We start from the raw sequence: 23,666 nt of genomic DNA, 5'->3' as shown, positions 1-23,666 counted from the left end.
ACGACGCGATGAAGTTAGAGCGGTCGCGAATGTTTCGTCAACGCTTCTGACAGAAGATGTTTCGACGCATCTCTAGGGCTTCTGCCCGATGTCCGGAGGCGTCCTTAGTCGCCAGCATGGCCCCGTTGGCGTGGCCAGGGGGCGAGTGCGCAGGTCACGGTGGTGCGAGGGCGGGCGGTGCCGTGGGCAGAGTGGTATGCGATCGGACGGCCCTGCTCGTTCTGGCAGGGGTGCTCGTCTCCGGATTCGGTACGTCCGCGATGTGGCTCACCGCCGGGATCTGGGTCAAGTCGCTCACCGGTTCGGACAGCCTGGCGGCCCTGACCGTGTTCGCGATGTGGGCCCCGGTGCTCGCCGGCCCCGCACTCGGCGCGCTCGCCGATCTGCTGCCCCGCAGACAGCTGTTGATCTGGGTGAATCTGGCCATGGCGGGGCTCATGACCTCGCTGCTCGTGGTCGATTCGGCCGGCCGGGTCTGGGTGCTCTTCGCCGTTCTGTTCGTCTACGGGGTGAGTGGCGTCCTGCTGGACGCGGCCGAGGCGGCGCTGGTCGCCCGGGCGGTGGACGCGCGGCTGCTGGGGGACTTCAACGGGCTGCGGACCATGGCGAACGAGGGCATGAAACTGCTCGCGCCGCTGGCGGGCGCGGGCCTGTTCGCGCGGTACGGCGGCGGGCCGGTGGCGCTCCTGGACGCGCTGACGTTCGCCCTGGCCGCGCTGGTGTTCGCGCAGTTGCGGGTACGGGAGCCCGACAGGGCGGGGCGGGTGTCACGGCGGGGTGGCACGGCGGCGGGCATACGGCTGCTGCGCGGCTCGCAGGCGCTGCGGCCACTGGTGTACGCCGGGGCGCTGACGATGCTGGTGGCCGGACTCAACGGCGCTGCGGTGTACGCCGTCGTCGATGATGTGCTCGGCCGCTCCCCCGCCTACGCAGGGGTGCTGTACGCGGTCCAGGGCGCCGGTTCGGTGGCGGCGGGGCTGCTGGCCGGGCCGCTGCTCCGGCGCATGCCGGAGCGGGTCTTCGCGGCGGCGGGGACCGCCGTGTTCGCGGTGGCGGTGGGGGCGCGGGCACTGCCCTGCGAGCCGGTGGCCCTGGTGGCGAGCGCGGCCATCGGTCTCGGTCTGCCGTGTGTGCTGATCGCCGCGATGACGGCCGTGCAGCGGGAGACCCCGGACGCGGTGCTCGGCCGCACGGCCGCGGCGGCCAACTCGCTGATGACGGTGCCGAACGCGGTGGCCCTGGCGCTCGGGGCGGGGCTGGTCGCGGTGGTGGACGTCACCGTGCTGCTGCCGCTGACCGCGGTGGCCGGACTGGGTACGGCGGCATGGCTGGGCACGGGCCGGTGGGGGCGGCTGACGGGCGCCCCCACCGGTCCGCTTCCTTCATCGACCGATGCGTGAGAGTGCGTCGGCGACGGTCTCGAGATCCGGCCCGGAGGCCAGTCCGGCGTGGTACAGGCGCAGTTCGGTGGCGCCGAGCGAGAGTGCGTGCGCCGCGTCCCGCTCCAGCGTTCCGGGGCTGCCGCCCATGCCGGTGACCACACCGAAGTTGGCGGCCCGCACTCCGGACAGCCCGGCGAACGGGCCGAGCACCGCTTCGCGCGCCGCGTCGTCGCCGGTGCAGGGCAGCACCACGCCGTCCGCGGTGGACAGGATGTGCGCGGCGTCGACTCCGACGTTGGCGCCCGTGCGGTACGGGGCGGGGTCGGCGTGCAGCAGGACCTGGAAGTCCCGGCCCTCCGCGGCCTGCCGCACCGCGGCGACGGCCGACTCCTGGAGCGTCCGGGCCACCTGGCCGCGCCACCGCAGGGTGGCATCGGCGAGGCCGGCCCCCAGCAGCTTCTCGACGCCGGACCAGCCGGTCTCCCTGGAGCCTGAGCCGGATCCTGCCCAGACCGGCTCCAGGGCCCGCCGTACCGCCGCACCCAGTTCGTCGGCGTCCAGCCCCTGCCCGCCGTAACCGGCACGGCACGCGGCGCAGAAGCAGAGCGACATCAGGTACTGCGCCGCGTCCCCGAGGCCCACACCCGCGACCTTGTCGTGTGCGTGCAGATGGGCGAAGCCGTACCAGCCGCAGGACTCCAGTTCGGTGCCGTGCGCCCCGGGGCGTACCGCCGCCTCCGCCGCCAGGTCCACCAGGTAGGTGTGGACGGCGGGCTGCGCGATGCACGGTGCCCAGGGGTAGCGGTCGCCGTAGGCGTTGACCACGGAGGTGTCCGGATGCTCGGCGCCCAGGCGGGAGTTGTGCGCGAGGACGACCCAGGAGTGCACCTGGAGACCGGCGTCGGCCAGGGCCTCGGCCGCCTCGGCGTACGGGTCCTCGCCCGCCACCCAGGTCTGTCCGTAGGGCCGCAGCTCGCGCCCCGCCCAGCGCGCCGGGTCCGGCGGGTAGAGCACGGCGGCGTGCTCGGCCGTGACGATCCGGCGTCCGGGGTGACGCGAGGTCAGGGCCCGGGTCGAGTGGTATGCGGAGGCGAGCGTCACCTGCTGGACACCGAGGTCCCGGACGCGTGTGGCCGCGTCCGGGTCCCCGACGACGTCCCAGGGGTAGAGGAAGGCGGAGGTCTTCACCCGCGCCCCTCCTGCCCGGCCCCGTGCTTCTCCAGCAGGGCACGGCCGTTCGCGATGATCACGGTCAGTTCCTCGACGTGCTCGGCGGGCGGCTCGGTGAGCGGGGTGCGCACCTCTCCGACCTCCAGGCCCTCGAGCCGGACGCCCGCCTTCACCAAGGACACCGCGTAACCGCGCCCCTTGGCGCGCAGTTCGACGAGCGGCCGGTAGAAGTGGTCGAGCAGCGCGTTCACCAGGTCGTCGTCGCCGGATTCCATGGCCCGGTAGAAGGCGAGGGCGATGTCGGGTGCGAAGGCGAACACCGCGGAGGAGTAGAGGGTGACGCCGATGCCGCGGTAGGCGAGCCCGGTGAGTTCGGCGGTGGGCAGGCCGTTGAAGTACAGGAAGTCCTGGCCGGGCAGGCCGGTGCGTACGGCGCTGACGATGCGCTGCATCAGGTCGAGGTCGCCGAAGCCGTCCTTGAGGCCGATGATCCCGGGGGTCTGCGCGAGGGCGAGGACGGTCTCCGGGGTGAAGACCGCGTTGTCGCGCTGGTAGACGATCGTCTCCAGGCCGGTGGCCGCGGCGAGCGCGGTGTAGTGGCCCAGTAGGCCTTCCTGGCCGGCGACGACGAGGTACGGGGGCATGGCGAGGAGTCCGTCCGCTCCCGCGTCCTCGGCGAGCTTCGCGTACTGGATCGCGAGCGCGGTGCCGTAGCCGGCGCCCGCGACGACGGGTACCTGTCCGGCGGTCTCCTCGACGGCCGCGGCGACGACGATCCGGAACTCCTCCGGCGTCAGCGCGTGGAACTCGCCGGTGCCGCAGCAGGCGAAGACCGCTGCGGCGCCGGCGTCGATGCCGGCGCGCACATGCGCACGGAAGGCGTCGAGGTCCACGGTGCCGTCCGGCCCGTAGGCGGTGACGGGGAAGAAGAGCGGCCCGGCGACATCGGTGAGTCGGGCGGCAAGGGGGGCTGAGGTCACGGGCGCTCCCTGAGCAGATTCAGGCGTGCACAATTCTGATCGGTGTCCATATTTCTGAACGGCGCCACGCTAAGGCAGCCGCGCGGCGCAGGTCAAGACGAGAACGCCCAACCTGGACACGGAGCAGCTCACTCCGGGCCACACTTGACGTGATCCGCCAGGACTTCTTAGCTTGTCCATGCATGTGAATGTCGTCCATGGATTTGACGCATCGCGCTGATGTGTCATGCCTGCGTGCCGCGCGTACCTTGCTGTCCGTACACACCGCACGGCACGTCCGCGTACGCCGCGCCCCCGTCCTGTGCCCGCACCGAGGAGATTTCCGTATGCCCGCTCCCCGCACCGTCCTGCTCACCGGCGCCGCCGGCGGCCTCGGCACCCTCATGCGGGGACTGCTGCCCGCATACGGCTATGAACTGCGCCTCTTCGACGTCATCCCCATCGAGGGCGAACCGGACGCGATCACCGCCGACCTCGGCGGCAAGGAGGCCCTGCGGGAAGCCGTACGGGGCGTCGACGCGATCATCCATCTCGCGGGCATCTCCCTGGAAGCGTCCTTCGACAAGATTCTGCGCTCCAACATCGAGGGCACCTACAACCTCTACGAGGCCGCACGCGAGGAGGGCGTCGGGCGCATCGTGTTCGCCTCCTCCAACCACGCCATCGGCTACACCCCGCGCCCCCTGCCCGGCGACCCGCTGATCCCGATCGGCACCGCACGCCGCCCCGACACCTTCTACGGTCTGTCGAAGTCCTTCGGCGAGGACCTCGCGCAGCTCTACTGGGACAAGTACGGCGTCGAGACCGTCTCGGTGCGCATCGGCTCCTGCTTCATGGAGCCGACATCGGTCCGGATGCTGTCGGTCTGGATGAGCCCCGGCGACGGCGCGCGGCTCTTCCACGCCGCGCTCACCGCCGAGGACGTGCGCCACACGGTGATCTACGGCTCCTCCGACAACACCCGCCTGTGGTGGGACCTGACGACGGCCAAGTCCCTCGGGTACGAGCCGCAGGACGACTCCGAGCAGTACGCGGACAAGCTCGTCGCCGAACACGGGGAGCTGGACCCGGAGAACCCGGACCACGCCCACATCGGCGGCCACTTCGTCACGGACCCGCCGATGTGGCCGTACTAGTCCCGGCACGGCTCCGTCGGCCGGGCCCCGGAAAATCGCGCGACGGCGCACTCGGGGCGCGGGCACCATGGGGCGCATGCCGAGACCTTCCGGATTCCTGTACGAGCAGCACGCCGACGCGAGCGTCACGATCACCCATCACGGCCGCCCTGCGGGCACCCTGCGCGGCGGCCGTGCGGAGAAGTTCCTCGCCGAGGTGACGTCCGGCGACGCCCAGCTGGTCATGGCGCGCTGGACGGGCGCGTACAAGCACGGCAACGAACGCGCGGCCCGCAACCACCCCCGGAACCGGTCCGTGGGCGGGCGCTGAGCCGTACGGAGCAAGTCCCCGAAGGTAAGGGAACGGCAAAGCCGGGTCATTCGTTAGCCCGTGCATGACCGCAATGACCCCCGGCTCGAACATCCCTCTCTCCGCCGCCCGCGTGGCGGTGGACGTCGCCGCCCCGGTGCGGCTCGACGTCTCGGGCCTGCTGCTCACCGCCGACGGCAAGGTGCGCTCCGACGACGACTTCATCTTCTACAACCAGCCCTCCGGCCCGGGCGTGACGTACCGCTCGGGCGGCGGCTCCGCGCCCGACGCGATCGTGGTGGACACCTCCGCGGTCCCTCCGGGCATCGAGAAGATCGTCGTCACCGCGAGCCCCGACGCCGCGGGCCAGACCTTCCAGGGGGTCGAGCCCACCGCGACCGTGCGCAACGCGGACGACGGCAGCGCGCTCGCCACCTTCACCCCGCCCCAGCTGGGCGCGGAGACGGCGCTGGTGGTCATCGAGATCTACCTGCGCAACGGCGCCTGGAAGGCCCGCGCCGTGGGCCAGGGCTATGCGAACGGCCTGGCGGGCATCGCCACGGACTTCGGCGTGTCGGTCGAGGAGCCGGCAGCGCCCGCCGCCCCGGTCGCGCCGGCCGCACCGGTGAACGTCCAGCCTGCTCCGCCCGCTCCCCCGGCGCAGGCCCCCGTGGACCCGCGGATCGCTCCGCCCGCCCCGCCTGCGCCGCCGGCCGCCCCGCCCGCCCCCGCCGCCTCCGGCAAGATCAACCTCGACAAGGGCCGGGTCAGCCTCCAGAAGAACCAGACGGTTTCCCTGGTCAAGGGCGGCAGGCCGCTGCTGTCCCAGGTCAAGATGGGCCTCGGCTGGGAGCCCGCGTTCCGCGGCAAGGACATCGACCTCGACGCCTCGGTGATCGCCTTCGGTCCCAACCGCAATCACCTGGACAGCTGCTACTTCGGCAAGCTCTCCATCCTCAACGGCGCCATCCAGCACTCCGGCGACAACCTCACGGGTGAGGGCGCGGGTGACGACGAGGTGATCGTCGTGGACCTCGGCCGGATCCCCGCCGACGCGACCGGTCTGGTCTTCACGGTCAACTCGTTCACCGGCCAGAAGTTCACCGAGGTCGCCAAGGCCTACTGCCGGCTGATCGACGCGGCGACCGGCGAGGAACTGGTGCGCTTCGACCTGACGGGCGCGGAGCCGCAGACCGGCGTCATGATGGCGAAGCTGATCAAGCAGTTCACCGGCGAGTGGGAGATGACCGGCATGGGCGAGTTCGTGAAGTCGCGGACCGTTCGCGGCATGGTGAAGCCCGCCGCGAAGGCGCTGTAGGCCGCAGCAGCCCGCACACCCCTGGAACGGCTTCCGGGGCACCCGACGGATTTCTCCTCAGGTGCCCCGGATCCGGAGAGTCTCCGGTCGGACGCTGTAGGTGCTCGTCCTCCCTCTCAGAGCTTGGTCAGCTTGGAGTACGGGCTCAGGATCCTCCCCTGTCGCCCCGAGAAGTCGATGAGCACTGCGTCGTTGTCGCCCTCGACAGCAAGGACTCGGCCGAGTCCGAACTGGTCGTGCGACACCCTGTCGCCCACATCGAAGCATTCGACCGGTGGGGCCGCCTGGGCCGGGCGGTTGAAGGGACTGGAAGGCAGGTGACGCCGGGATCCGGCTGACTGTTTCATTACGTTGAGTATGCGCCTTGGGAGCGCCCGACGCCATGCCCGACCACTCCCGGGGCCGCAGTAGTGCCGGATTCGTAATCAGCCGTTCCACGGCCAGTCGGCGCTCCTGCCCGCTTCCAGCAGGGGCACCATCCGGAATGCCGCGTCGGAAAGACCCCCGAAGGTGTGGCGGTTATCGCTCCCCGACGGGCCGTGCCCGATCCGGTACCCGGCGAGGTTCCAGGTGTAGACCGGAACGGTCGGCGGGATCCCCTCGGCGACGTCCCCGTAGTGCGTGAACGAGGCCTGCTCATCGGTGACGATCAGCACCCGCTCGTGCTTCCTGTAGTGCCTGCGCACGGCCTCCACGGTGTTGGTTCCGCCCAGGCTGTGGAAGCGCTCCAGGATCTTCAGGACCGACTCGCCCCGGCGGTGGGACACCGGCGCACTGCTCGTGCCAAACTCCACCAGGTCGGCGTCCGCGGCCCGCAGTGCCAGGGCCGTACCGAAGACGGCCGCGGCGTCGGCCCGGTTCAGCTGCGAGCGGTCCGAGAGCGGCGCCCACATGGAACCGGAACGGTCCACGAGGATCAGGGTGCGGCCGGGCAGCGCCGGAATGTTCGCCAGCGAGTGCCCGAGCGCCTGCTCCAGCGGGTAGGCCCAGCGCAGCGAGGGCGCGTGCTGGTAGGCCGCGAGGTAGCGGAAGGGGAACTGCCGGGAAGCCTCGACCGCCGCCGGGTCGGAGATCCTCGCCGCCACCTCGGCCGCGACCGCGTCGGAGACCCCGGCCTCGTCGAAGTTCCGCAGGTTGCGTACGAGCGCCATCGCCCCCATGGAGGGAATGACCGCCTCCCAGACCGCGGCGTCCATCGGACCCTGCAGCCAGCCCGCGAGTGCCTCCCAGGTCATGCCGGCGGCGGCCAGCCGGTCCGCCCCACCGGGTCCTGTGACGACGCCGCGACGCTCTGCGACCGGCAGGTCCATCAGTGCCCGGTGGGCGGTCAGGACGCGGTTCGAGACGGGCGGAACGGCGTCCTCGGGGTGGTGCCTGCGGTCCAGCGCGTACCGGAACAGCTCGCCCTGCCAGGCCTTGGCCGGGTCGGGCGCGGCGTGCACCAGGTTGAGGATGTCGCCGAAGCGGTACCCCTTGGACGCGGTGTCGTACTTCAGCAGCGCCTTGCCGCTGTAGAGCCGGCGTACGGCGTCGGCGATGCCGCGCTTGACGGGCTTGGGCACGGCACGGCCGTACCGCGAGGTCCAGTAGCCGAGCAGCTCACCGGGCTCGTCCGCACGCAGCAGCACCGAGTCCACGACCTGCCGGTTGGACGGGCCGTCCACGGCGCCCGCGTCGAGCCGGGCCTTCACGTACTCGGCGGCGCCGACGATCGACGCCGTACGCATCCCGCCCTCGCGGCGCAGCCAGTGCAGCAGCCCCGCGGTCCACTGCGGGTCCTCGACGGCGAGCTTCCGCACCAGCGTCGCGAAGCGGCTGTCGCGCTCGTCGCCGCCCTCGTGGAAGGTCTGCTGCGACACGAAGTTCGCGACCGCGAGGAGGAAGAGCTCGGAACGGCTGTCCCGGAGGTGTCCGACGGCGCCCTGGTGGTTGCGCGCGGTGCGCCCGGTGGACTTCACGGGCGAGGTGACGCGGGGCCTGATGAGACGGGTATTGAAGCGTGCCATGTGAATTCCCCCCGAATTCATGGGAGAAGGCACAGCGAAAAGGGGTGCCCGAGTTCAGGAGTCGGCGACGGGCTCATGTCTGATGCTCTGTCCGATTGAGCTACCGGCCGTGGCCGGACGGGATTCGAACCCGCAACCTTCAGATCCCGGAAGTATCCGTTGCCTGCGCACCGGGCACCCCGACGCTTGTGCCTCCCGAGGTCAGGACGGCTGCGGCGTGATTTCTGGGAGAGAAGTAGCCGCTGCCTTCGCACCGGGAGGTGCATGGCCCTGACTCTAGGAGAACAACTGCGCGGCACGCGAGGGAATTTCCCCGACGTGCCGCGCACCGGCCGATGTCAGTGCCGGTTCGGCTGACGCTTCCACGGGCCCGTGATGGCGAGCATGATTCCGGGCGTCTGGATATTGGCGAACAGTGTCTTTCCGTCCGGCGAGAAGGTGACACCGGTGAATTCGCTGTACGAGGGGTCGTCCTCGGTGCCCGCGTTCAGGTCGTTGCGTGCGATCGGGTACGTGCGGCCGCTGTCCGTGGCACCGAAGAGGTGCTGGATGCCTTCGCCGTCCTCGGAGATGACCAGACCGCCGTACGGGGACACGGTGATGTTGTCCGGGCCGTCGAGGGCGCCGTCCTTGGACGGGTCGGGGTTGACGCCGAGGAGCACCTTCAGGGTGAGCGTGCGGCGCTTGGGGTCGTAGAACCAGACCTGGCCGTCGTGCTGGGCGGGGCTCTCGCTCCGGGCGAACGAGGAGACGAGGTAGGCGCCGCCGTCTCCCCACCACATGCCCTCGAGCTTGCGGGCGCGGGTGACCTGGGTGTTGTCGAACTGCTTGCGCACGGGGACGGTCTTCGCGTCACGGTCGGGTACGTCGACCCAGTCCACACCGTAGACCGTGCCGATCTTCGTGGCCCGGGAGAGGTCGTCGACGAACGCGCCGTTCTTGTCGAAGCACTTGGTGGCCTGCAGGACACCCGCGTCGTCGGCGAGGGTGCGCAGCTTGCCGCGGCCGTGCTTGAAGCCGTGCGGCGGGACCCAGCGGTAGAGCAGGCCGTTGGGGCCCGACGCGTCCTCCGTCAGATAGGCGTGGCCGAACTTGGGGTCGATGACGACGGCCTCGTGGGCGTACCGGCCGAACGCCTTGATCGGGCGCGGGTCGCGGTTGGCGCGCCTGTCGTAGGGGTCGACCTCGAAGACGTAGCCGTGGTCCTTGAGCAGACCGTTCTTGCCGGCCTTGTCCTCGGTCTCCTCACAGGTGAGCCAGGTGCCCCAGGAGGTGCTGCCGCCCGCGCAGTTGGTCGACGTACCGGCGATGCCGACCCACTCGGCTGTACGTCCGTCGCGGCGGGTCTCCACGACGGTGCAGCCACCGGCCGCGACCGGGTCGTAGACGAAGCCCTCGATGAGCGGGACGGGGTGCTCCCAGCCGGCCCTGGTACCGCTCAGCTCATGGTTGTTGACGAGGAGGGTGACACCGCGCGGGCCCTCGAAGGCGGCGGTGCCGTCGTGGTTGGAGGGGGTGGATTCGCCGCTCTCCAGCTTGGTGACACCGCTGTGCGTGACGATGCGGTACGAGAATCCGGCGGGCAGCGCGAGGATGCCCTTCGGGTCGGGGAGCAGCGGGCCGTAGCCCAGCTCCTTGCTGTGTCCGTGCCCGTGGTCGTCGTGGTCGTTGCCGTGTCCGTGCCGTGCGTCCTCGGCGGCCAGGGCGCCCGGTGCGGTGGCCAGCGCGCCGACGGTGCCGGTGAGGGCGATACCGGCACCGGTGAGGGCGGACTGTCTGGTGAATTCCCTGCGCGTGAACGACATCACGGACTCCTGGTACGACGTGGCCGGGTGGTTGGCGCGATCACACTCCCCCTCCCGCACCAACACCAGTTGAACGCCGCACGACTTCGAGCGGGCCCTGACACCAAGCCCGTCCGGCGTTTGAGGACAAACCCGACACCTGGCCGTATCCCGGCCGCCCTCCGCTGGCCGAAAAGGCTCCCGCTCAGTTCCCGCCGCGCGACCGCGCCTTGAAGGCGGCCTTGCGTGCGGCCTTCGCCGTCTTCCTGTCGCGGTGCAGCCGTCCGATCGCCTCGAGCACATCGGCCGTCGCGGGGTGGTCCACCCGCCACGCCTCGTCGAAGAAGCCGCTGTGCTGACCGGAGAGCCCCTCGACCAGTTCCTGGAGCTCGTCCATGTCGCCGTCGGCGTCCAGTTGCGCGGCGATGGTGTCGACGGCGAGCCAGAAGATCATCGACTCCGGCGGGGCGGGCACGTCCGCCGCGCCCCGTTCGGCGAGCCAGACCCGGGCGAGCCCGCCGAGCTCCGGGTCGCCGAGCACCGCACGCACCGCGGGTTCGGCCTCCGGGCCGACCAGGGCGAGGGCCTGCTGGCAGTGGAGCCTGCGCAGCGGGCCTCCCTGGTCCGCGCCGCGTGCCGCGACCAGCAGCTCGGCCGCGGCGGACACCGCTCCGTCCGCTCCGTGCCGCGCGAGCCACAGCTCGACCTCGGCACGGGAGGCGTCCTCGGGGTAGTACGCGATGCCGTCGAGGAGCACGTCGGCGCCCTTGTCCGCGAGGTCACCGACCGCGGGTGCGTCCACACCGGCCTCCAGCATCCGCTCCCGGATGCCGTAGAAGCCGAGCGGCGTCAGCTTCACCAGCCCGTACCGGGTGACGTCCTCGTCGTCGGCGGGCGGCTCCGCCTCCTCGCCCTCCTCGGCCAGCAACGCCTCGTCCACGGGCCGGTATTCGACGATCCCGATGGGCTCGAGCAGCCGGAACTGGTCGTCGAGCCGCATCATCGCCTCCGACACCTGTTCCAGGACGTCGTCGGTGGGCTCGCCCATGTCGTCGGGCACGACCATGGAAGCGGCGAGGGCGGGCAACGGCACGGGGCCCTCGCCCGGTCCGCCCTCGGAGAGGCTCAGCAGATAGAGGTTGCCGAGCACGCCGTCGAGGAATTCGGCCTCGACGTCCGGGTCCCAGTCCAGGGCCTCGAAGTCGACGCTGCCGTCCTCACGGATGAGGTCGGCGAAGTCGTCGAACGCCGGCGCGATGGCGTCCGCGTGCACGGCCTCCAGACCGTCGAGCCAGATGGCGAGAACGTCCTGGGGGGATCCGGCGGTCAGCAGCGCCAGGTTCCCGCCGGCGGTGACGGTGCCCTCCGCTCCGTCGTCCGGCTTGCCGTCCTCGTCCTGCGGGTCCTCGACGTCCACGAGCCCCGCGTCGACAGCGAGGCGCCACGCCTCGCTGGCGGACGCGGCCCCGTCCTCGTCGCCGGTCAGACCGAGGTGCTCCGCCGCCGCGGGCAGCTGCGCTTCGACGAGCTCGCCACCGGCGCCGACCCGGGTCTCGGGTCCGGCCCAGCGGGCGAGCCGGACGGCGCGCGCGAGCAGCGGAGCGGCCAGCGCGTCCCGTGCCAGCTCGGCCTCGGTGTGCAGCCGCACCGGCGGCAGGGAGGGGCGCTCTGCGGACATCTGGGGGTTCTCCTCGGGCGTGCTCGGGATATGTGCGGGGCGGAGCCGTTGCGCGGGCCCGGACCCGTTGCGCCGCGGCCCCCGTGCGTACGGGCGGATCCCGTTGCGCACGGCGCGGGCCCTTGCGTACGGGCCAGGCGCCGCAGCCCCAGCGTAGACGCATTTCGTCCCGAGCCGCCCGGTTCTGCTACAGGCCCGCTCCGAGGCTGAGCGCCGGGGTGTAGCGGTGCACACCGCCGCCGGTCACACCCGGGTAGTTCTGGACCCGCTTCCACTGCGGTGTCGGGGATCCGACGCCGTCGCCGGCCGAGGCGAGGGCGTCGACGTGGGCCTGCGCGGTCTCCCACTCGGCGTAGTTGAGTACGCGGTCGCCCTCCGTGCCGAGGTGGAAGTGCGCCGCGATGCCGCCGGGTGCCGGCACCGGATCGGTGCCCAACGCCTCGAACACCGCGTCCACCCAGTCCCGTTGGCGGGCCGGGTCCGGTCCGTCGAACTCGACGTCGACGATCACGACGCAGCCCGGTTCACGGTTGTCTCCCCCTTTGGCCCCCGACCGGTACAGCTCGAACGTGTGCAGCCCGATCCGCTCGATTCCGGGGACGGCCGCGTCGATCTCGGCATTGCGCGTGTCACGGCCGCCGCGCACGAAGTCCTGGTAGGCCTCCTCGCCGGTCCACTGCGAGTAGTGGAGCAGCGTCCTGCCGTCCTCCCCGGTGTGCACGGTGTACGAGAGCAGGCCCGGGTGCGGCCAGTCACGGCCGGCCCATGCCGAGCGCACGGCTTCGACCGTCTGCCGCTGCCGCTCGGGGGAACCGGTGTCCCAGGTGCTGACCTTGACGAGGCGCGCGTCGGAACGCGTGATCTCGGGGCGGGAGTTGACCTGTGTGGTCGGCATGGCGGTGATCCTCTCCGGGCGCACTCCTGCGGTGCGCAGCCGATTACCACCCTCGTACGTCAAGCGCGCTCGAGGTCAAGGGTGGCTGATCCCCCGCCCGGGTGCTCGTGCCAGACTGCGCACCTGTGAACCTCCGACCGGCGACGCGCCACGATCTCCCTGCAGTTCTCGCACTTCTCGCGGACGAGGACCGGGTGGTGGACCCTGCGTCGGTCGTCGTCGACGCGGCATACGAGACGGCCTTCGCGGCCATCGACAGCGATCCCCGGAACGAGATGCTGGTCCTGGCGGACGGCAACGGGGTGCTGGGGTGCCTGCAGATGACGTACATCCCCGGTCTCGGGAAGCACGGAGCCGAGCGTGCGCTGGTCGAGGCGGTGCGGATCAGGGCCGACCTGCGGGGCGGCGGTCTGGGGCGCGACCTCATGCGGCAGGCCGTTGAGCGAGCCCGGCTGCGGGGCTGCGCGCTCGTGCAGCTGACCAGCGGCAGGCAGCGGACGGACGCCCACAGGTTCTACGAGTCGTTGGGCTTCGCCCGCAGCCACGAGGGCTTCAAGCTCTCCCTCTGACTCCGGCCGCCCCCCGGCTCATTCCGGCAGTTCGGTGCGCCACGCAGTCGTGTTCAGCTCGTCCATCAGGCGCAGGTCGTGGCCCTCCAGCGGGAAGACGCGGGCTCCCGTGTCGGGGGCGGGAGCGATCTCCAGGGCGTCCCCCTCGATGAGGTCGCCGCCCTCCTTGGTGGAGACCCAGGCCAGGACCGACCTGACGGTTCCGCCCGGCTTCAGCGTGACGCCCTTCGCTCCTTGGTCGTTGCCGAACATCGAGCCGCCCGCGTTCACGGGGACGGGAATCCGCTCGCCGTCCTCACCCAGCGCCCGGACGGACGGATAGCCGTTCACGCTGTAGGGCTTCGTACCGCAGTTCACGAGCGTGAGGGTGACGGCCCGGTGGAACATCGCGGTCTGTACGGGGCCCACATCGACCCGGACCCCGGAGGCGGGGCAGTCCGCCGTCGGCGCGTCGGTGCTCGGAGCGCCCTGGGCCGGCGCGTCCGCCGAGACGGAAGGTGCCGGAAGCGGCTCGGCACGCACCCCGCCGGTCTGCGCCCGTTCGGTGCTCGACGCGCTCGGTGTCCGGCCGGGCTCCCCCTCGCCCGCCGGGACGAGGAAGCCGGAACAGCCCGGGAGTGCCAGCGCGCCGGCCATGATCACGACCGCCGACATCGTTTTCCGTACCCGCATACCCGTGTACCCCACCCCTGGAACGGTCTGCCGTCTATCTGTTCGATCATGCCAGACGGTGAGTTCAGCGCCGCTTCACCATCACCCCAAGCAGAACTAAGTGGACCTGCACGGACCGCCGCGCGGAGACTTCCGGCATGACAGCCACCCCGGCCAGGCCCTTCGGCCGCGCCCTCTGCGCCATGATCACTCCGTTCACCCCCGCCGGTGACCTGGACCTGGTCACCGCCCGCGAGCACGCCCGGGGCCTGATCGCGGAAGGCTGCGACGGCCTCGTACTGAGCGGCACCACGGGCGAGTCCCCGACCACCACCGACGAGGAGAAGACCGCCCTGCTGCGGGCGGTCCGCGAGGCGGTCGGCGACGGCGTCCCGCTCCTCGCGGGGGTCGGGAGCTCCGACACCCGGCACACCGTCCGGCTGGCCCAGGAGGCGGAGGCGGCCGGCGCGGACGGGCTGCTGGTGGTCACCCCGTACTACAGCCGCCCCCCGCAGGCCGCCGTGGAAGCGCACTTCGTCCGGGTCGCCGAGGTCACGGGCGTTCCCCTGATGCTGTACGACATCCCGGGCCGCACGGGGACGAGGATCGAACCGCGGACCCTGCTGCGGCTGGCGGAGCACCCGCGCATCGTGGCGGTCAAGGACTGCGCGTACGACCTGCTCGGGGCGACGAAGGTGATGGCGCGCACCCGGCTGGCCTACTACTCGGGCTGCGAGGAGATGAACCTTCCGCTGTACGCGGTCGGCGGCGCCGGCTACGTCAGTACGGTGGCGAACGTGGCGCCGCGCCGGATGCGGGCCGTCCTGGACGCTTTCGACGCCGGTGACACCGCGGAGGCGGCCCGCCTGAACGGGCTCACCATCGGGCTGGTCGAGGCCATGATGTGCGCCGGACTGCCCGGCACGGTCACCGCGAAGGCACTGCTCGACGCGGGCCCGGTCCGCGAACCGCTGCAGCCCGCCGGCCGCGAGGCGACCGACGGGCTGCGCAGGGTGTACGAGGAACTTCTCGCCGTTACCGACTAGTTGTGGCTGTGCAGTACGTCGTTGAGGCCGCCCCAGACCGCGTTGTTCGGGCGGGCCTCGACGGCGCCGGAGACCGAGTTGCGGCGGAAGAGGATGTTCGAGGCACCGGAGAGCTCCCGGGCCTTGACGACCTGCCCGTCCGGCAGCGTGACCCGGGTGCCGGCCGTGACGTACAGCCCGGCCTCGACGACGCACTCGTCGCCGAGCGCGATCCCGATGCCGGCCTCGGCACCGATGAGGCAGCGCTGCCCGATGACGATGCGCTCCTTGCCGCCGCCGGACAGGGTGCCCATGGTGGACGCGCCGCCGCCGATGTCGGAGCCGTCACCGACGACGACACCCGCGGAGATGCGGCCCTCGACCATGGAGGTGCCGAGCGTGCCGGCGTTGAAGTTGACGAAGCCCTCGTGCATCACGGTCGTACCGGCGGCCAGGTGCGCCCCGAGGCGGACCCGGTCGGCGTCGGCGATCCGTACGCCCTTGGGTGCGACGTAGTCCGTCATCCGGGGGAACTTGTCCACCGAGGTGACCTGGAGGTGCAGGCCCTCCGCGCGGGCGTTGAGCCGCACCTTCTCCAGGTCGTCGACGGCCACGGGGCCGAGCGAGGTCCAGGCGACGTTGGCGAGGAAGCCGAAGATGCCGTCGAGGTTCTGCCCGTGGGGCTGGACGAGGCGGTGCGAGAGCAGGTGCAGCCGCAGGTAGGTGTCGTGCGCGTCGAGCGGCTTGTCGTCGAGCGAGGAGATGACCGTGGCGACGGCGACGACCTCCACCCCCCGACGGGCGTCCACGCCGATGGCCCTGGCCGCGCCCTCGCCGAGCCGGTTCACCGCCTCGTCGGTGCCGAGGCGCTGCGTGCCGGCCGGCCCGGGGTCGGCGACGAGCTCGGGGGCGGGGAACCAGGTGTCGAGGACGGTGCCGTCACCGGCGATGGTGGCGAGGCCGGCGGCGACGGCGCCGGTGGTGCGGGCGGAGCCCTGGGAAGTCGTGTCGGTCATGCACAGAACCTAACCGGCCGGGCGGTGCGCGGGCGAACCGGTCTCAGGACGGGAAGACCTCCCGGCCTGCCCCGGCGCACCCCCGGCCGACGGGGTCGCCACCCCCGGCGGGCCGGGAGGCGGGCAGGTGCGCGGCGCCGTGGAGACGCCGCTTGCGGGGCCCATCCGCCGTGCCGCCAGCACGGCCACCCCCGCGCCGCACGCCACGGCTGCGCAGACCGGCCAGAGCAGGGCGGGCGAGGCCACGTAGAGCGCGCCGCCGAGGGGTGGCGCCAGGACCTGGCCGCTGATGGACGCACCCGCGTACAGGCTCTGGAAGCGGCCCTGCGCGTGGGCGGGTGCCTGGTCGGCCACGTAGGCCGTGGCCGTCGTCTTGTAGAGGACCTCGCCCGCGGTCAGTGACAGCATCATCGTCACGGCGAACAGCACCCCGGCCCCGGGGATCAGCACCGCGTAGCCGAGCCCGACCAGGAGCAGGCCGGCACCCACGATGCCCAGCGGCGCCCGGCCGCGCAGTACGTGCGCGGCGGGCAGTTCGAGACAGAGGATGACGCCGCCGTTGATGGCGATCAGCCAGCCGTAGAACTGGGCGTCGAAGCCGTGGTCGGCGAGGAAGACCGGCAGCGTGGAGTACTGCTGCCGGTACACGAGGTCGACGCAGACGATCGCGGCGAGCAGGACGATCACCGCCGGTCTGGCGCGCAGTTCCGGCCACAGGCCCGGTGCACCGGGGTCGTGCGCGGGCTTGGTGTGCGCGGTACCTCGCGTGGGCAGGACGGCGGCCGCGTAGGCGGCGAAGAGCAGAGTGCCCAGACCGTCGGCGAGGAACAGCCAGCCGTACGAGTACCGGTCGGCGATCAGCGCACCGAGCGGCGGGCCCACGATGAAGCCGCCGTTCGACGCGAAGCGGGTGAGGGCGAAGCTCTGGCGCCGCCCGCCCTCGGGCACGGAGACCGCGACGAGTGCGGCGTCGGCTGCGCGCACGACGCCCGACGCGTACTGGGCGAGCGGCAGCACCGCGTACAGCGCGGCGACGGGCAGCACGGGCAGGGTGACGAGCGCGGCGCCACTCGCGCAGGCGCCGGCCAGGAGCATCCGGCGATGGCCGTACCGGTCCCCGAACCAGCCGCCGGTGAAGTTCCCGGCGACCAGACCGATACCGCCGATGCCGCTGATCACCCCGGCCTGCGCGACGGACAGGCCGCGCGGTCCGGTGAGGTAGATGAAGAGGTACACGAACGTGAAGCTGACGACGGCGTTGAGGAAAGCGCCGAATGCCAGGAGCCGTACCGTCCTCGGTACGCCGCGCAGCATGCCCATCCCGTGCCCCCCGAGTGAGTTCCTTTTGGGAACGGACTATGGCAGCATGATCTGCGCAGGTCAACCGAGTAGGAAGGCGGGCCGTCATGCCCCAGCGCACCAGCCTGGCCGACGCCGACTGCGCGATCGCCCAGGCGCTCGACGTCGTGGGCGACTGGTGGACCCTGCTGATCGTTCGTGACACGGCACGCGGGGTGCACCGCTTCGACGCCCTCCAGCAGGAGCTGGGCGTGTCCCGCAAGGTGCTCACCGAGCGGCTGCACCTGCTGACGGACGCCGGGGTCCTGGCCCGCGAGCCGTACCAGGACCGGCCGGTCCGCCACGAATACCGGCTCACCCCGCGCGGGCGGGCACTGCTGCCCGTGCTGATCGCACTCCAGGACTGGGGCGACGCGTGGGTGCTGGGAGAAGGGGAGACGATGGCCACGACCGAGGAGGGCTCGAAGGAGGCCGCCCGGGTGCGGTCGCTGGTGGGCACCCGGCTGCCCGAGCTGGAACTGCTCGACTTCGACGGCGAGTTGCGCGACCCCGTCGCCGGCACCCCGTACACCGTCCTGTACTGCTTCCCCGGCGCGTACGCCCGGAAGGACGCCTACCCGCCCGGCTGGTCCGGGATCCCGGGCGCGAGCGGCTGCACCCTCGAATCGTGCACCTACCGCGACCAGCTGGCCGAGTTCACCGCAGCCGGCGCGACCGTGCACGGGGTGTCCACCCAACGCCCCGACGAGCAGCGGGCATTCGCCGACAAGGAGGGGCTGCGCTTCCCGCTGCTCTCCGATGCCGCGCTGACACTGACGGCCGCTCTGCGGCTGCCGACCTTCCGCGCGTCGGGCGTCAGCAGGCTGAAGCGGCTGACACTGGTGGTGGACAGGGAGCGGGCGGTCGTCGAGGCGCTCTACCCGATCACCGACATCGAGGAGAGCGTGCGGGCCGCTCTGGCGGCCGTCCGGCGCCAGTGATCAGCGCGCTGCACCGTCCACGATCCTGGCCAGCATCTCCCGCGCGTACTCCGGGTCGAAGTCGCTCCCGGCGAGGAGCACCTGCAGGCTGATCCCGTCCAGCAGGGCAACCAAGGCCCGCGCGGTGGCCGGATCGGTGCGGTCGACCAGCAGGCGGCTGACGCCGTCGGTCCACTCCGCGGCGACGGGCCGCAGGGCGGGCCGGCGCAGGGCGGCCAGATACAGCTCGTACTCCAGCTCCAGGGGGCCGCGCCCGCCCTCGAACCACTCCGTCAGCAGCCGCGTCAGCTCGTCGGCGAGATCGGCGTCCGGGTCCGCGAGGTACGCGCTCTCCCGCGCGACCCGGGCGAAGTTGTCGTTGCACCGGCGCAGCGCCGCGATCAGCAGTTCGTCGAGCGAGGCGAAGTGGTACGTCGTCGAGCCGAGCGGAACGTCGGCCTCGGCGGCCACGGAGCGGTGGCTGAGGCCCGCGATGCCCCGGTCCGCGACGACGCGGATCGCCGCGTCGATGATGCGGTCGCGCCGCTCGGGGTCGTGACGGCGCACCATCAGTGGGCACCGCCGAGGTTGAGCACCACGACCCCCGCGATGATGAGCGCGATGCCGGCCAGCTTGGCCGCCCCCGCGGACTCGCCCATCCACAGGATCCCGATGGCGGCGACGGCCGCCGTGCCCGCACCCGCCCAGATGGCATAGGCGGTGCCGACGGAGAGCGTCTTGAGGGTCTGGGCGAGCAGCGCGAACGCCAGCACGTAGCCCACGACCGTGATGAGCGAGGGCCACAGCCGGGTGAAGCCCTCGCTGTACTTCATGGCCGTCGTCCCGGCCACCTCGGCGGCGATCGCGACGGCCAGCAGTCCGTATCCCATGCGTACGAGTGTACACATCGTTGCGTACGACCGTACACAACGGCGTGGGGTGTCCTCCCCGGACGCACCGCCGCCACGGGACGCTACGGTGTCCCGACCGGTCGTACCGGATGATGAATGCACGACAACAACACAACGGAGTAGCAGTGGCGCAGGACGCAGGGTGGGGCGGCGGCGCGCACGGGGGCGCACCGTACGGCGGATTTCCGTACGGGGGGCCTCCGGGGGCGCCGGGATGGGGCGGCTGGGTTCCGCCGTCGAAGCCGGGGGTGATACCGCTCGCGCCTCTCAGGCTCGGGGATGTGCTCAACGGCGCGTTCTCGACGATGGGCAAGTACTGGAAGCAGCTGTTCGGCCTGGGCGCCGCCCTGTACGGCGGCGCGGCACTGCTGATGGCGGCGGCGGTGGCCATCGCCTACTCCGCCGTCGCTGATCCGCTGGAACGGGTGGTCTCGCTCGACTACGAGGAGGAGGCCGCCTCGTCGGACGTCGTCTCGCTCGTGACCGCGGTGGGCGTCCTCGCGGTGCTGGGGATCATCACGATGATGATCGTCTCGGGCCTGATGTACGCGGCGGTCCCCACGGTGCTGCAGGAGGCGGTACTGGGCAGGCCCATCGAGTTCTCCACGGTGTGGCGCCGGGCGTGGTCCCATCTCGCCCCGGTGATCGGCACGTTGATCCTCACGGCGCTGATCGTTGCCGTACCCGTGACGCTGATCATGGTGGCCTTCGTCGGGGTGATCATCGCGGCGGTCACCCTGGAGAGCGGCTCCGGCGCCGCCACGGCCATGACGGTCGGTATCCTCGGCGCCCTGGCGACCGGGCCGCTGGCCGCCTGGCTCTGGGTCAAGTTCTGCCTGGCACCGGCGATCGTGGTCTTCGAGGGCCAGCGCCCGGTGGCCGCCCTGCGCCGCTCCGCCCAGCTGGTACGCGGCGACTGGTGGCGGATCTTCGGCATCACGCTGCTCGTCTACATCATGGCCGCGACGGCCGGCTACTTCATCCAGATGCCGTTCTCGATCCTCGGCATGTTCCCCGGCATCATCAGCACGTCCTCGCTGGACGACGACCCGAGCCCCGCGGCGATCGTGGTCGCGATGAGCGGCTACTTCGTCGCGACGATGCTGGGGCAGATGGTCAGCCAGATCATCTCGACGACGTTCCCGCAGCTGGTGACCGGTCTGCTGTACGTGGACCGGCGGATACGGACGGAGGACCTGGGCCCGGTGCTGGCCGAGGCGGCCGGCGTACCTCAGCAGGGCGGGGTCCCGTACGGAGCGCAACCCGGCCAGGCCCCGTACGGAGGGCAGCAGGGCGAAGCCCCCTACGGCCCCCCGCAGTAGGACCGGCTCAGTCCACCAGGGAGTTCTTCGGGCGCAGTACGCAGAACTCGTTGCCCTCGGGGTCGGCCAGCACCACCCAGGTCACGTCCTCGCCCTGCCCCACGTCAACCCGCCGGGCACCGAGCGCGATGATCCGCTCGACCTCGACGGCCTGGTCGTCGGGGACCAGATCGATGTGCAGCCGGTTCTTGACCGTCTTCCCCTCCGGTACGGGGAGGAAGCACATGCCCGGCATCGCGAACTCGTCGGCACCGATGACGATCTCGTCCTCGTCCTCGAACAGGACCTGCCAGTCCATGACGCGGCACCAGAAGCGCGCCAGCGACGGCAGATCGTGGGCGTCGACGGCGAGGTGGTAAAAGCGAACGGCCATGCCCGCCAGTCTGCCTGGCGTGCATGGCCGTTCGTCGTACCGAAACGGGGCGACGACTGGACTCAGACGTTGAAGCCCAGGGCGCGAAGCTGCTCGCGGCCGTCGTCGGTGATCTTGTCAGGACCCCACGGCGGCATCCAGACCCAGTTGATCCGCAGCTCGTTGACGATGCCGTCCGTCGCGGACTTCGCCTGGTCCTCGATGACATCGGTCAGCGGGCAGGCCGCGGACGTCAGAGTCATGTCGAGGGTGGCGATGTTGGCGTCGTCGATGTGGATGCCGTAGATCAGGCCGAGGTTGACGACGTCGATGCCCAGCTCGGGGTCGACCACGTCGTACAGCGCCTCGCGGACCTCCTCCTCGGAGGCCGGCTTGGTGGTAAGAGTCTCGTTCTCGCTCATGCCGTCTTCCCTTCGGACAGCGCCTGCGCCGTCGCGTCCTTCCACGCCATCCAGCTCAGCAGCGCGCACTTGACCCGGGCCGGGTACTTGGAGACACCGGCGAACGCGACCGCGTCCTCCAGCACCTCCTCCATCGCATCGTCCGGCTCCAGCTGGCCCTTGGACTGCATCAGCTCCAGGAAGGTCTCCTGGATCTTCTGCGCCTCGCCGAGCTGCTTGCCGACCAGCAGCTCGTTGAGCACGGAAGCGCTGGCCTGGCTGATGGAGCAGCCCTGGCCCTCGTAGCTGACGTCGGTGATGGTCTCGCCGTCGTACTTCACGCGGAGCGTGATCTCGTCGCCGCACGTCGGGTTGACGTGATGCACCTCGGCGTCGCCCTCCCGCAGGCCGCGCCCGTGGGGGTGCTTGTAGTGGTCCAGGATCACTTCCTGGTACATGGAGTCAAGCTTCACCAGTCAACCCTCGCCATTAACCGAAAAAGTTCCGCACGTGCTCCAGGCCGTCCACCAGGGCGTCGACCTCGGCGGGCGTGGAGTACAGATAGAACGACGCTCGCGTCGTCGCAGGAATTCCGTACCGCAGGCATACCGGCCGTGCGCAGTGGTGTCCGACCCGGACCGCGATGCCCTGCTCGTCGAGTACCTGGCCCACGTCGTGCGGGTGGATGTCCCCGAGCGTGAAGGAGATCGTCGCGCCGCGGTCCTCGGCCGTCGCAGGACCGATGATCCTGAGGTCGGGGACCTCCAGGAGCCGCTTCACCGCGTACTCCGTGATCGCCTGCTCATGGCGGTGGATGTTCTCCATGCCGATGGCCGAGAGGTAGTCCACGGCCGCACCGAGGCCGACGGCCTGCGCGATCGGGGGCGTACCGGCCTCGAACTTGTGCGGCGCCGGAGCGTACGTCGACGAGTGCATCGACACGGTCTCGATCATCTCGCCGCCACCGAGGAACGGCGGCAGGTCCTCCAGGAGCTCCTGCCGTCCCCAGAGCACGCCGATGCCGGTCGGACCGACCATCTTGTGGCCGGTGAAGGCCACGAAGTCGGCCTGCAGCGCCTGCACGTCGAGCACCATGTGCGGGGCTGCCTGCGAGGCGTCGATGCAGACCAGCGCGCCGACCTGCTGCGCGCGACGGATGATCTTCTCGACCGGGTTGATCGTGCCCATGATGTTGGAGACCAGCGTGAAGGAGACGATCTTCGTCTTCTCCGTGATGATCTCGTCGATGTTGGACAGGTCCAGCCGGCCGTCGTCCGTGATGCCGAACCACTTCAGCTTCGCGCCCGTGCGCTGCGAGAGCAGCTGCCACGGCACGATGTTGGAGTGGTGCTCCATCTCCGTGGTGACGATCTCCGTGTCGCTGTCGACCCGGTAGGGCTCGTCCGCCCAGCCGAGCATGTTGGCGACGAGGTTCAGCGACTCCGAGGCGTTCTTGGTGAAGATCACCTCGTTGCGGCTGGGTGCGTTGATGAAGGCCGCGACCTTGTCGCGAGCGCCTTCGTACAGCGCGGTGGCCTCCTCCGCGATCGTGTACACACCGCGGTGGACGTTGGCGTTGTGCCGCTCGTAGTACTCGTTGAGCGCGTCGAGGACCTGGCGCGGCTTCTGCGAGGTTGCCGCGCTGTCCAGGTAAACGATCTTCTTGCCGTCGTGGACCGTGCGGTCCAGGATCGGGAAGTCCTTGCGGATCGCCTCGGTGTCGAGGAGGCCGGAGAGCCCCTGTCGGGCGTCAGTCACGCGGAAGCGCCACCCTTCGTGTAGGCCTCGTAGCCCTCGTTCTCCAGCGTGTCCGCGAGCTCGGCGCCACCGGAGGCGGCGATCCGGCCGTTGGCGAAGACATGCACGTAGTCGGGCTTGATGTACTTGAGGATGCGTGTGTAGTGCGTGATCAGCAGGGTGCCGACCTCACCGGTCTCGCGGACCCGGTTGACGCCCTCGGAGACGGTCTTCAGCGCGTCGACGTCCAGGCCGGAGTCGGTCTCGTCGAGGATCGCGATCTTCGGCTTGAGGAGCTCCAGCTGGAGGATCTCGTGGCGCTTCTTCTCACCGCCGGAGAAGCCCTCGTTGACGTTGCGCTCGGCGAAGGCGGGGTCCATCTGGAGCCCGGCCATCGTCTCCTTGACCTCCTTCACCCACGTACGCAGCTTGGGCGCCTCGCCGCGGACGGCGGTGGCGGAGGTGCGCAGGAAGTTGGAGACCGAGACACCGGGGATCTCGACCGGGTACTGCATGGCGAGGAACAGGCCCGCGCGGGCGCGCTCGTCCACGGACATCTCCAGGACGTCCTCGCCGTCCAGGGTCACCGTGCCGCTCGTGATCGTGTACTTGGGGTGACCCGCGAGCGAGTAGGCGAGGGTCGACTTGCCGGACCCGTTGGGGCCCATGATGGCGTGGGTCTCGCCCTGCTTCACGGTCAGGTCGACGCCCTTGAGGATCTCCTTCGTGGCGTTGTCGGCCTCGACGGAGACGTGCAGGTCGCGGATTTCAAGCGTTGCCATGGGT

Annotated in this window: 25 protein-coding genes; 8 read left to right on the top strand and 17 right to left on the bottom strand. The window is 70.9% G+C overall.

What is annotated here, in order from left to right:
* The first annotated feature begins 116 nt into the window (after window positions 1-116).
* Window positions 117-1,400: an MFS transporter gene (locus OG257_RS29130; protein WP_329212314.1), complete on the top strand. Its 1,284-nt coding sequence runs from the start codon at window positions 117-119 to the stop codon at window positions 1,398-1,400.
* Here OG257_RS29130 and OG257_RS29125 read toward each other — a convergent pair.
* Together OG257_RS29125 and OG257_RS29120 are read right to left on the bottom strand one after the other, a co-directional pair.
* Window positions 1,383-2,570 (bottom strand): hypothetical protein, encoded by a 1,188-nt coding sequence (locus tag OG257_RS29125; RefSeq protein ID WP_329212312.1) that lies wholly within the window; start codon window positions 2,568-2,570, stop codon window positions 1,383-1,385. The two genes, OG257_RS29130 and OG257_RS29125, sit on opposite strands and share 18 nt — an antisense overlap.
* Window positions 2,567-3,532: a 5-dehydro-4-deoxyglucarate dehydratase gene (locus OG257_RS29120; protein WP_329212310.1), complete on the bottom strand. Its 966-nt coding sequence runs from the start codon at window positions 3,530-3,532 to the stop codon at window positions 2,567-2,569. Before OG257_RS29120 ends, OG257_RS29125 begins: the two co-directional genes overlap by 4 nt.
* 326 nt (window positions 3,533-3,858) lie before the next feature.
* Here OG257_RS29120 and OG257_RS29115 point away from each other — a divergent pair, with 326 nt between their 5' ends.
* The 3 genes from OG257_RS29115 to OG257_RS29105 all read left to right on the top strand — a co-directional run bounded on the left by OG257_RS29115 (window position 3,859) and on the right by OG257_RS29105 (window position 6,275).
* Window positions 3,859-4,668 carry an NAD-dependent epimerase/dehydratase family protein gene (locus OG257_RS29115; RefSeq protein WP_329212308.1) on the top strand — a complete coding sequence of 270 codons (810 nt, stop codon included), beginning with the start codon at window positions 3,859-3,861 and terminating at the stop codon, window positions 4,666-4,668.
* Window positions 4,669-4,744: 76 nt separating this feature from the next.
* Window positions 4,745-4,978 carry a hypothetical protein gene (locus tag OG257_RS29110; RefSeq protein ID WP_329212306.1) on the top strand — a complete coding sequence of 78 codons (234 nt, stop codon included), beginning with the start codon at window positions 4,745-4,747 and terminating at the stop codon, window positions 4,976-4,978.
* Window positions 4,979-5,042: 64 nt separating this feature from the next.
* The gene (locus tag OG257_RS29105) at window positions 5,043-6,275 is read left to right on the top strand and encodes a TerD family protein (protein WP_329212304.1); all 1,233 of its coding nucleotides are present in this window, start codon (window positions 5,043-5,045) and stop codon (window positions 6,273-6,275) included.
* Window positions 6,276-6,391: 116 nt separating this feature from the next.
* Here the strand turns inward: OG257_RS29105 and OG257_RS29100 are convergent, their stop codons facing one another.
* The 5 genes from OG257_RS29100 to OG257_RS29080 all read right to left on the bottom strand — a co-directional run bounded on the left by OG257_RS29100 (window position 6,392) and on the right by OG257_RS29080 (window position 12,638).
* Entirely contained in the window at window positions 6,392-6,622 is a 231-nt protein-coding gene (locus OG257_RS29100) for a hypothetical protein (protein ID WP_014156926.1), read from the bottom strand.
* Window positions 6,623-6,700: 78 nt separating this feature from the next.
* Window positions 6,701-8,281 (bottom strand): TROVE domain-containing protein, encoded by a 1,581-nt coding sequence (locus OG257_RS29095; protein WP_329212302.1) that lies wholly within the window; start codon window positions 8,279-8,281, stop codon window positions 6,701-6,703.
* Window positions 8,282-8,619: 338 nt separating this feature from the next.
* Window positions 8,620-10,086: an alkaline phosphatase PhoX gene (locus OG257_RS29090; protein WP_329212300.1), complete on the bottom strand. Its 1,467-nt coding sequence runs from the start codon at window positions 10,084-10,086 to the stop codon at window positions 8,620-8,622.
* Window positions 10,087-10,270: 184 nt separating this feature from the next.
* Window positions 10,271-11,743, bottom strand: a complete 1,473-nt coding sequence (locus tag OG257_RS29085) for a hypothetical protein (RefSeq protein WP_329212298.1) — start codon at window positions 11,741-11,743, stop codon at window positions 10,271-10,273.
* Between the two features lie 187 nt (window positions 11,744-11,930).
* On the bottom strand, window positions 11,931-12,638 hold the full coding sequence (locus OG257_RS29080; RefSeq protein ID WP_329212296.1) for an antibiotic biosynthesis monooxygenase: 708 nt from the start codon (window positions 12,636-12,638) through the stop codon (window positions 11,931-11,933).
* A gap of 125 nt (window positions 12,639-12,763) precedes the next feature.
* Between OG257_RS29080 and OG257_RS29075 the strand changes: the two genes are divergently transcribed.
* Complete coding sequence (locus tag OG257_RS29075) at window positions 12,764-13,207, top strand: GNAT family N-acetyltransferase (RefSeq protein ID WP_329212294.1); 444 nt, start codon at window positions 12,764-12,766, stop codon at window positions 13,205-13,207.
* 18 nt (window positions 13,208-13,225) lie between these two features.
* On the opposite strand, the gene OG257_RS29070 is transcribed toward OG257_RS29075, so the two are convergent.
* A complete protein-coding gene (locus OG257_RS29070) occupies window positions 13,226-13,879 on the bottom strand; it encodes a DUF4232 domain-containing protein (RefSeq protein WP_329212292.1) in 654 nt (217 codons plus the stop codon).
* Window positions 13,880-14,016: 137 nt separating this feature from the next.
* Here OG257_RS29070 and dapA point away from each other — a divergent pair, with 137 nt between their 5' ends.
* Window positions 14,017-14,904: a 4-hydroxy-tetrahydrodipicolinate synthase gene (dapA, locus tag OG257_RS29065; RefSeq protein WP_329212290.1), complete on the top strand. Its 888-nt coding sequence runs from the start codon at window positions 14,017-14,019 to the stop codon at window positions 14,902-14,904.
* Here the strand turns inward: dapA and dapD are convergent.
* Both dapD and OG257_RS29055 read right to left on the bottom strand, forming a co-directional pair.
* Window positions 14,901-15,899 carry a 2,3,4,5-tetrahydropyridine-2,6-dicarboxylate N-succinyltransferase gene (gene dapD / locus OG257_RS29060; RefSeq protein WP_329212288.1) on the bottom strand — a complete coding sequence of 333 codons (999 nt, stop codon included), beginning with the start codon at window positions 15,897-15,899 and terminating at the stop codon, window positions 14,901-14,903. The two genes, dapA and dapD, sit on opposite strands and share 4 nt — an antisense overlap.
* 9 nt (window positions 15,900-15,908) lie before the next feature.
* Window positions 15,909-17,219 (bottom strand): MFS transporter, encoded by a 1,311-nt coding sequence (locus OG257_RS29055; protein ID WP_329212286.1) that lies wholly within the window; start codon window positions 17,217-17,219, stop codon window positions 15,909-15,911.
* Between the two features lie 86 nt (window positions 17,220-17,305).
* On the opposite strand from OG257_RS29055, the gene OG257_RS29050 reads away from it, so the two are divergent.
* On the top strand, window positions 17,306-18,178 hold the full coding sequence (locus tag OG257_RS29050) for a winged helix-turn-helix transcriptional regulator (RefSeq protein WP_329212284.1): 873 nt from the start codon (window positions 17,306-17,308) through the stop codon (window positions 18,176-18,178).
* Here OG257_RS29050 and OG257_RS29045 read toward each other — a convergent pair whose 3' ends face one another.
* Window positions 18,179-18,727 (bottom strand): TetR/AcrR family transcriptional regulator, encoded by a 549-nt coding sequence (locus tag OG257_RS29045; RefSeq protein WP_329212282.1) that lies wholly within the window; start codon window positions 18,725-18,727, stop codon window positions 18,179-18,181.
* Window positions 18,727-19,047 (bottom strand): DMT family transporter, encoded by a 321-nt coding sequence (locus OG257_RS29040; RefSeq protein WP_329212280.1) that lies wholly within the window; start codon window positions 19,045-19,047, stop codon window positions 18,727-18,729. The genes OG257_RS29045 and OG257_RS29040 overlap by 1 nt, the downstream gene beginning before the upstream one ends.
* A 146-nt stretch (window positions 19,048-19,193) precedes the next feature.
* On the opposite strand from OG257_RS29040, the gene OG257_RS29035 reads away from it, so the two are divergent.
* Window positions 19,194-20,390: a hypothetical protein gene (locus OG257_RS29035; protein ID WP_329212279.1), complete on the top strand. Its 1,197-nt coding sequence runs from the start codon at window positions 19,194-19,196 to the stop codon at window positions 20,388-20,390.
* A gap of 7 nt (window positions 20,391-20,397) precedes the next feature.
* Here the strand turns inward: OG257_RS29035 and OG257_RS29030 are convergent, their stop codons facing one another.
* From OG257_RS29030 to sufC, 5 genes are all read right to left on the bottom strand, one after another.
* Window positions 20,398-20,763, bottom strand: a complete 366-nt coding sequence (locus tag OG257_RS29030) for a VOC family protein (protein ID WP_329212277.1) — start codon at window positions 20,761-20,763, stop codon at window positions 20,398-20,400.
* Window positions 20,764-20,825: 62 nt separating this feature from the next.
* Window positions 20,826-21,164: a metal-sulfur cluster assembly factor gene (locus OG257_RS29025; protein WP_014156915.1), complete on the bottom strand. Its 339-nt coding sequence runs from the start codon at window positions 21,162-21,164 to the stop codon at window positions 20,826-20,828.
* Window positions 21,161-21,616 (bottom strand): Fe-S cluster assembly sulfur transfer protein SufU, encoded by a 456-nt coding sequence (sufU, locus tag OG257_RS29020; protein ID WP_329212275.1) that lies wholly within the window; start codon window positions 21,614-21,616, stop codon window positions 21,161-21,163. Before sufU ends, OG257_RS29025 begins: the two co-directional genes overlap by 4 nt.
* A gap of 16 nt (window positions 21,617-21,632) precedes the next feature.
* Window positions 21,633-22,901, bottom strand: coding sequence for a cysteine desulfurase (locus OG257_RS29015; protein ID WP_329212273.1), 1,269 nt, complete (start codon window positions 22,899-22,901; stop codon window positions 21,633-21,635).
* Window positions 22,898-23,662, bottom strand: a complete 765-nt coding sequence (sufC, locus tag OG257_RS29010) for a Fe-S cluster assembly ATPase SufC (RefSeq protein ID WP_205019479.1) — start codon at window positions 23,660-23,662, stop codon at window positions 22,898-22,900. The genes OG257_RS29015 and sufC overlap by 4 nt, the downstream gene beginning before the upstream one ends.
* Between the last annotated feature and the right edge of the window lie 4 nt (window positions 23,663-23,666).

This window comes from Streptomyces sp. NBC_00683 (assembly GCF_036226745.1).
In the GTDB taxonomy this organism is placed as follows: Bacteria; Actinomycetota; Actinomycetes; order Streptomycetales; family Streptomycetaceae; genus Streptomyces.
Note: the sequence above shows the minus strand (reverse complement) of the source record. Positions and strands in the feature narration are given on the sequence as shown.

Bases quoted from the DNA above. Each gene is read 5' to 3' on its own strand.
- OG257_RS29130 (WP_329212314.1), top strand. From the start codon at position 117: ATGGCCCCGTTGGCGTGGCCAGGGGGCGAGTGCGCAGGTCACGGTGGT.
- OG257_RS29115 (WP_329212308.1), top strand. From the start codon at position 3,859: ATGCCCGCTCCCCGCACCGTCCTGCTCACCGGCGCCGCCGGCGGCCTC.
- OG257_RS29110 (WP_329212306.1), top strand. From the start codon at position 4,745: ATGCCGAGACCTTCCGGATTCCTGTACGAGCAGCACGCCGACGCGAGC.
- OG257_RS29105 (WP_329212304.1), top strand. From the start codon at position 5,043: ATGACCGCAATGACCCCCGGCTCGAACATCCCTCTCTCCGCCGCCCGC.
- OG257_RS29100 (WP_014156926.1), bottom strand. From the start codon at position 6,622: ATGAAACAGTCAGCCGGATCCCGGCGTCACCTGCCTTCCAGTCCCTTC.
- OG257_RS29095 (WP_329212302.1), bottom strand. From the start codon at position 8,281: ATGGCACGCTTCAATACCCGTCTCATCAGGCCCCGCGTCACCTCGCCC.
- OG257_RS29090 (WP_329212300.1), bottom strand. From the start codon at position 10,086: ATGTCGTTCACGCGCAGGGAATTCACCAGACAGTCCGCCCTCACCGGT.
- OG257_RS29085 (WP_329212298.1), bottom strand. From the start codon at position 11,743: ATGTCCGCAGAGCGCCCCTCCCTGCCGCCGGTGCGGCTGCACACCGAG.
- OG257_RS29080 (WP_329212296.1), bottom strand. From the start codon at position 12,638: ATGCCGACCACACAGGTCAACTCCCGCCCCGAGATCACGCGTTCCGAC.
- OG257_RS29070 (WP_329212292.1), bottom strand. From the start codon at position 13,879: ATGCGGGTACGGAAAACGATGTCGGCGGTCGTGATCATGGCCGGCGCG.
- dapA (WP_329212290.1), top strand. From the start codon at position 14,017: ATGACAGCCACCCCGGCCAGGCCCTTCGGCCGCGCCCTCTGCGCCATG.
- dapD (WP_329212288.1), bottom strand. From the start codon at position 15,899: ATGACCGACACGACTTCCCAGGGCTCCGCCCGCACCACCGGCGCCGTC.
- OG257_RS29055 (WP_329212286.1), bottom strand. From the start codon at position 17,219: ATGGGCATGCTGCGCGGCGTACCGAGGACGGTACGGCTCCTGGCATTC.
- OG257_RS29050 (WP_329212284.1), top strand. From the start codon at position 17,306: ATGCCCCAGCGCACCAGCCTGGCCGACGCCGACTGCGCGATCGCCCAG.
- OG257_RS29045 (WP_329212282.1), bottom strand. From the start codon at position 18,727: ATGGTGCGCCGTCACGACCCCGAGCGGCGCGACCGCATCATCGACGCG.
- OG257_RS29040 (WP_329212280.1), bottom strand. From the start codon at position 19,047: ATGGGATACGGACTGCTGGCCGTCGCGATCGCCGCCGAGGTGGCCGGG.
- OG257_RS29030 (WP_329212277.1), bottom strand. From the start codon at position 20,763: ATGGCCGTTCGCTTTTACCACCTCGCCGTCGACGCCCACGATCTGCCG.
- OG257_RS29025 (WP_014156915.1), bottom strand. From the start codon at position 21,164: ATGAGCGAGAACGAGACTCTTACCACCAAGCCGGCCTCCGAGGAGGAG.
- sufC (WP_205019479.1), bottom strand. From the start codon at position 23,662: ATGGCAACGCTTGAAATCCGCGACCTGCACGTCTCCGTCGAGGCCGAC.